The following is a 5,887-nucleotide window of genomic DNA, read 5'->3' on the forward strand; positions in this document are numbered from 1 at the left end:
GGCCGGACCATCGGTGTAGGTGTAGGTCGCGTCACGCTCGATCGCGCCACGCCCTTCCAGGTAGTCGTGCCGCAGCAACAACTCCGGCCCCTCACCCGGCCCCGGCTTGGGCCCCAGCGCGTTGAGCAACGGGTGGAACTCCGCGATGTACACGAACCCACCCGGCTTGAGCAGCTCGACCACCGTCACCGCCCACCGCGGCAGATCCGGCAGATAGCACAACGCACCCTTGCCGGTGTAGACGACGTCGAACCGTCCTGCACCGAGGTGTGCCACAGCGTCGTGGACGTCGGCCTCCACGTACTCGATCTTCGACACTTCCTCGGCGGCGATACGCCGCGCTTCGACGACGGCCGCCGCCGAGAAGTCCAACCCGGTGACACGAGCTCCCTGCCGCGCGAAAGCGATCGTCTCGGCCCCGACGTGGCACTGCAGATGCGCCAACTCCCGACCTGCGAGCTCTCCGAGATCAGCCCACTCGAACGGGGCGAACCAACTCCGCGGATCGCGCCTGCCCACCGCGTAGAACTCACTCGCCACGTGCACCGGCGTCCGTGCGTCCCAGTTCGCCCGGTTCGCCCGAACCATCTCCCCGACCTCGACACCGAAGCTCATACCCGACATCTACCAGCACGCCCGTCACACGGACCCAGCCGCCACGCACCAGTCACCCACATGGGCTACCCGGTTCGCCCTATTCCTTCCTATTCGGAAAGACAGAATCCTGTTCCCACCACAACGGCCGCAGGATGCTCGTGATCACCACTCCGGTATCGAATCTAGAAAGGGTGATCACCATGACCGCGATCCGTACCAAACTACGTCACACACTCGTCCTCATAGCCACCACCGTTTCCGCCCTCACCACCACGTCCTCGACCGGCGTCCACAGCGCGCCCCTGCCAATCGGCTGCGGCTTCGAGCACGTCAACCCCGACCACCACAACGGCGCGACATCCCTCTACACCTACTGCGCCGACACGTTCATCCTCATCCGAGTCGACACCACCCTCGACAGCTACCACACCTGCGTCGGCCCCCGAGGCACCTTGAGGTTCTTCCCCAGCAACGAGGTCAAGTACGCCTACCACGTCCCGATCCAACCGAGACTGATCACCGCGTCCGACGGCCTCCAGATCTGCTCCGCCACCCAACCGCCGGTCTGACGTCCCGAAGTGCCAGGACGGTGTCCCCTCCCTGCCGGGGTTCGACACCGTCCTGGCAGATCAATCAACCCCGTCCCGTAACACCGGACGATTCAGCGCCCCAAAGAAGTCTCCGTGATAGCGCGACGAGACGCGGAGCGTGTCCGTCGGCCAGGTCAGCACCCGCCCCTGTGGCTTCTTGCTGTCACGGAGCGCGAAGCGTCCGCCCTCGAGTGCCATCTCAACACAGTTGACCCCGCACGCCGCCGTAGGTCGACATTTCCAAGCTCGTCGACCAGGTTGCTGCCTCTCGTCGAAACGATCGACGTCGGCAACATCGAAGCCTCACCGCGATTTCCACGTGGAATTCTGACACTGCGGTAGATCGATCCGCAGAGGCACCGTTAGCCGAAGTGAAGCTGCGGGACGTCGTAGAGATCGGGATTGCGACGGCGGGTGAGTTCTGGACGTACGACCTCGATGACCAGCATTTCGGTGAGGAACTGGACTTGTGCGTTGAGGAGATGGCTGGTGTAGCCGGTGGCGCTGTGTTCCTTGAGGCCGACAGAGACATGGATGTGGGGGTGGACCCGATCGTGGGTGTGGTCGTAGGCGAGGGTGCCGCCGCCGAAGGCTTCGACGTTGGCGAGGTGAACCTTGGACCAGACCGGGGCCAGTGGATCCTGCAGTTTCTCGCAGGTGCCGACGATCTCCACTTCGCTGAAGCCGGCGATGAAGCTGGGGATGTAGGCGTGCCGGACCTGGTGGTGGTCGCAGAATTCGGCGAGGGCGGTGAAGAAGTCGTCACCGTGGTCGAAGGCGACCCCGAAGCTGCGCCCGAGGGTGAGTTCATGGCTGCGCACGGTGGGTTCCTTGTCCGGTCGCGGTCGTGGGGTAGGGCCAGTCGTCGGGTGTGCCGTGGCCGCCGGCCGCGGCGAACGCCGCCGCGATGGTCTTCGAGTCGGCGTCGGCAGCGAGTAGACCGTGCAGGAGGATGCGCGCTTTGAGTGGGTCGAGGAAGCCCGCGCGGACAAGCCCTCGGGACAGCAGGTCGCGTTCGGAGCCGGGAAACGCGTAGGTGGCCACGAGCACGGGTCCGGCGCCGGTGCGGGAGCAGAGGACGACGGGGATGCGGTCGGCGATCTGTTCGAGCGGTGGTACCCACGTGGCGGGGACGTGTCCGACGCCGAACGCCGCCACGACGAGACCGTCGAGCCGGTGGGCCACGGTCTGCAGCAGGGTCCCGTCGTCACCGAGAGTTGCCGTGACGACTCCCACCCGCACATCGGCACGACTGTGGATGTCGGGCAGAACTGCACGGTCGGCGGGTCTGTTGACGATCTGCGGGCGGCCTTCGACGAGGTACCCGAGTGGCCCGCCATCAGGGGATCGGAAAGTGGAGGTGCTGGTGGTGTGCGTTTTGCGGACCCTGCGGGCGGCGTGAATCCCGTCGGCGAACACCACCAGGCAACCGAGACCGCGGGCAGTCGGGTCGGCGGCGGTCAGGATGGCGGCGAGCAGGTTGCCGGGGCCGTCGGCGCCGGCCAGGGTGGGGTTGCGCATGGCGCCGGTCACCACGACCGGCTGAGGGACCGCGTGCCGCACGTCGAGGTAGTAGGAGGTCTCCTCGATGGTGTCGGTGCCCTGCGTGACCACGATCCCGTCGAACCCCGCGGCGCATCGGTCACGGACCTCGTCGGCCAAGGCCGACAGGTCATCGAAGGTCAACGACGCACCTGGCACACGACGGAAGTCCACCACCTCGACGTCGACACCGATCTCCGCCAAGCCCGGTACCGCGGCGACCAACTGTTCGGCGGACAGCGCCGGCACGACACCGCCACCCGGGGTCGCTGTCATCGCGATCGTTCCGCCCAGGCCGACGACTGCGACGCGACGAACGGGCGCCATCACGGCTTCAGACGACACGGGCATCCTCTCCAGGACTGGGCCAGGTGGTCAGCGAACTCTAGTCCGCAGGATGCGCGGTCCTCCCGACGAGCCGGCAGGCCCGGTCAAACCCTTCCAGCGGTCCAGGCGTGCACCGTCGAAGAAGTCGGTGCCCTGGGGCGGTTCGGTGATCGCCTCCATGTGGCGGCGGGCCGCATCGAGCCCTTGGAGACTGGCTCGGGTGTCGCCCATCGCGGCATGGGCTCGCGCCGGGAGTGCACGCCCAGGGTGATTCCGACCGTCGAGGGAGGCAGGTGCGGTCATGCGGCCACTGGCTGGATGTGAGCGCATCGACAGGTCGGGTCTTCGGCTGCCCAGCACGGCGGAGCGCGTGCGTTTATGGCCGGAGCTGCTGGAGGTGGTCGATACCCATGTCGAGGTTGAGCCCGCCGGTCAACACCACCTCTTCCCCGCGCGAACGGAGGTGGTCCGGAGAACTCCGGGCAGTTCTCGCAGGTCTACGCGTTCTCTCCGCGCGACGGGGGATGGTCTCTCGAAATTCATGTTCGGCGTGGCGGCGTCCTCGTCTACCGCGCCGCGGTCAGCTTGGGTCTGGATTTAGTGGTGTGGCCCTGTGGTGGTGAGGTACACGGCAAGTGCGGTCAGTGAGGGGCCGTCGGTGATCTGTCCGGTGGCGATGAGCCTGGGCAGGTCGGACACCGGGGTCCATTCCACTCGGCTCACTTCGGCGGCCTCGTGTGGGCCTATCAGGGTTGCGGCTCGGGCCAGGTAGACGTGGTACTGCTGGCTGCTGATACCGGTCATGGGGCTGTAGGTGATTAGGGGTGTGATGTCGTGGGGTTCGTAGCCGGTTTCTTCGCGGACCTCGCGGACGACGGCTTCGGCGGGGTCCTCGCCCTGTTCGGACCATCCGGCGGGGATTTCCCAGCCCCAGGTGTCGGTGGTGAAGCGGTGTCGCCACAGGAGCAGAACGTGTTCCCGGTCGGTGACGACGGCACCGGTGGAGGCGCGGGGGAAGCGTAGGACGTGGTGTTCGAAGCGTGGTCCGCCCGGAATGTCGACGTCGTCGAGGTCGACGTTGACCCACTCGGAGGCGTAGACCCTGCGGGTGCCCCGGACTGTCCACCGTGTCGGATCGTCAGTCACGCGTGACCTCCTTCAGCCTGGCGTCCAGGCTTCGTGTGCCGGCCAGGCCGACTGAGCGAACCATCAGGTCCCGGATGGCGTGTGCCCGGGTCAGAATCGGTTCGACCATCGCGTTATCCGCCGAGTCCAAGGCGGTGATGGCCAACCGCGCCGCCTCCACCGGCTCGTCGTCGTGGAGATGACACTCGGCCAGGTCCAGGCCGAGCAGTGCCCGTCCTTTGACATCGTCGTCGGCACGCCGATCGAGCGCGGCGCGCAGCAACGACGTGGCGGGCTGGGTCTGACGCAGCAGGAGGTAGGTGCTGCCCGCGATGCCGTCCAGGCGTGCACCGTCGAAGAAGTCGGTGCCCTGGGGTGGGTCGGTGATCGCCTCCACGTGGCGGCGGGCCGCGTCGAGCGCTTGGAGACTGGCTCGGGTGTCGCCCATCGCGGCATGGGCTCGTGCAAGGAGTGCACTCACCCAGGCACGGCGTCGTGGGCTCGACGACGCGCTTTCCAGGTCGGCGCGAGCCAGCAGTTCGGCCGCCGAGCGGTAGTCCCCGCTGTAGAACGGGCCGAGCGAACGGACTGCGAAGACCCAGGCGGCGAGGTCGGGCGCCTCGGCCTCCAGGGCGGCCAACTCGGCCACGTCGAAGTACCCGACAGCTTCGTCCTGACGGTTGAGGTCCAGGCACAGGTTCCCGGCGATACCGGTCAGCAGACCCAACAACGACGCGACACGACGACGCACGCGTTGCGGCTGCGGGCGGGACAGCACGTCGTTGATCCGGGTGATCTGGCCGGACACGGACGGCCAGAGGGCGTTCGGCGGAATCGCGGGGTATCGCTGTGCGTACAGGGAGGCCGCTCGTTCCATGTGATCCAGTGCGGTGCCGGTGATATCGGATCGCGTCAGCGTGTCCGCGAGCACCCACGGGTTGACACCCGAGCCGTCCGACGGGCTCTCGACGGGCCCGATCGATCGTGTACCTCTGCGCCGTTTCTGCTGTTCCGTTTTGGCTTGTTCGCGGAGGGCGAGAAGTTGCCCGTTCGCGTCGAGCGCCTGGTCGACGGCCTTGACGACTTCAACCGACGGCAGGTTGTGCCCGGCGCGCTCCGCGAGTGAGACGTACTGGCGGGTGTAGCCGATTCGTCGAGCGAGTTGTGACTGACTGAGCCCTGCTTCTTCGCGTCGACGTTTGATTTCAAGGGCAAGTCGGATCGCGGCGGTGGTGTCGGAGTCTGTCGAGCGGTGGTCGGTCATGGTGGCTCCGCTGCGGCGGGGGGCAAATAAGGGGGCAAAACGCCTAGTAATCGATTTGCCCCGTTCCGTGATCGTAGCTGGTCCGGGTCGAATGTCCCCAGGGTGATTCGGGTGATCACGGAAGGCAGGTGCAGTCATGCGACCGCTGGCTCGAGCCGAGCGCATCCGCAGGTCCGGTCTTCGGCTGCTCAGCACCGCGGAGCGGGTGCGGGTGCGGCCGGAGCTGCTGGAGGTGGTCGAGTACCGCAAGTCGGGGTTGAGCCTGAACTGGATCATCGGGTGCCCGTTGAACTGCGGGTACTGCGTGCGGCACCTGTTCGACAACTACGGGATGAAGGTGCCAGTGGCGTTGATGGGCGAGGAGGAGGCGGCCGCGTTGCTGACCGGGCACCGGTTCTTCCAGCCGCACGTGACGCCGATCCAGCTGCTCAACCGGGCGACG

At 66.8% G+C, this 5,887-nt stretch carries 6 protein-coding genes and 2 pseudogenes; 2 read left to right on the forward strand and 6 right to left on the reverse strand.

Annotated elements, in window-relative coordinates; genetic code table 11:
- Positions 1-615: class I SAM-dependent methyltransferase (locus tag ADK67_RS07060; protein WP_082403278.1), on the reverse strand; the 615-nt coding region annotated here is incomplete at its 3' end.
- A gap of 182 nt (positions 616-797) precedes the next feature.
- Between ADK67_RS07060 and ADK67_RS07065 the strand changes: the two genes are divergently transcribed.
- The gene (locus tag ADK67_RS07065; protein WP_157619982.1) at positions 798-1,166 is read left to right on the forward strand and encodes a DUF6355 family natural product biosynthesis protein; all 369 of its coding nucleotides are present in this window, start codon (positions 798-800) and stop codon (positions 1,164-1,166) included.
- A gap of 60 nt (positions 1,167-1,226) precedes the next feature.
- On the opposite strand, the pseudogene ADK67_RS54555 reads toward ADK67_RS07065, so the two are convergent.
- The 5 genes and pseudogenes from ADK67_RS54555 to ADK67_RS48740 form a co-directional block, all read right to left on the reverse strand.
- Positions 1,227-1,391, reverse strand: a pseudogene (locus tag ADK67_RS54555) (hypothetical protein); the annotation flags it as partial.
- A gap of 158 nt (positions 1,392-1,549) precedes the next feature.
- Positions 1,550-2,008 carry a PPC domain-containing DNA-binding protein gene (locus ADK67_RS07070; protein WP_053715582.1) on the reverse strand — a complete coding sequence of 153 codons (459 nt, stop codon included), beginning with the start codon at positions 2,006-2,008 and terminating at the stop codon, positions 1,550-1,552.
- A complete protein-coding gene (locus tag ADK67_RS07075; protein WP_331459251.1) occupies positions 1,995-3,080 on the reverse strand; it encodes an asparaginase in 1,086 nt (361 codons plus the stop codon). Before ADK67_RS07075 ends, ADK67_RS07070 begins: the two co-directional genes overlap by 14 nt.
- Before the next feature lie 573 nt (positions 3,081-3,653).
- Positions 3,654-4,202 (reverse strand): NUDIX hydrolase, encoded by a 549-nt coding sequence (locus tag ADK67_RS07080; RefSeq protein WP_053715584.1) that lies wholly within the window; start codon positions 4,200-4,202, stop codon positions 3,654-3,656.
- Complete coding sequence (locus ADK67_RS48740; RefSeq protein WP_197289323.1) at positions 4,195-5,445, reverse strand: helix-turn-helix transcriptional regulator; 1,251 nt, start codon at positions 5,443-5,445, stop codon at positions 4,195-4,197. The genes ADK67_RS07080 and ADK67_RS48740 overlap by 8 nt, the downstream gene beginning before the upstream one ends.
- A 136-nt stretch (positions 5,446-5,581) precedes the next feature.
- Between ADK67_RS48740 and ADK67_RS50540 the strand changes: the two are divergent.
- Positions 5,582-5,887, forward strand: a pseudogene (locus ADK67_RS50540) (hypothetical protein); the annotation flags it as partial.

This window comes from Saccharothrix sp. NRRL B-16348 (genome assembly GCF_001280085.1).
Taxonomy (GTDB): Bacteria; Actinomycetota; Actinomycetes; order Mycobacteriales; family Pseudonocardiaceae; genus Actinosynnema.

Bases quoted from the DNA above. Each gene is read 5' to 3' on its own strand.
- ADK67_RS07065 (WP_157619982.1), top strand. From the start codon at position 798: ATGACCGCGATCCGTACCAAACTACGTCACACACTCGTCCTCATAGCC.
- ADK67_RS07075 (WP_331459251.1), bottom strand. From the start codon at position 3,080: ATGCCCGTGTCGTCTGAAGCCGTGATGGCGCCCGTTCGTCGCGTCGCA.
- ADK67_RS48740 (WP_197289323.1), bottom strand. From the start codon at position 5,445: ATGACCGACCACCGCTCGACAGACTCCGACACCACCGCCGCGATCCGA.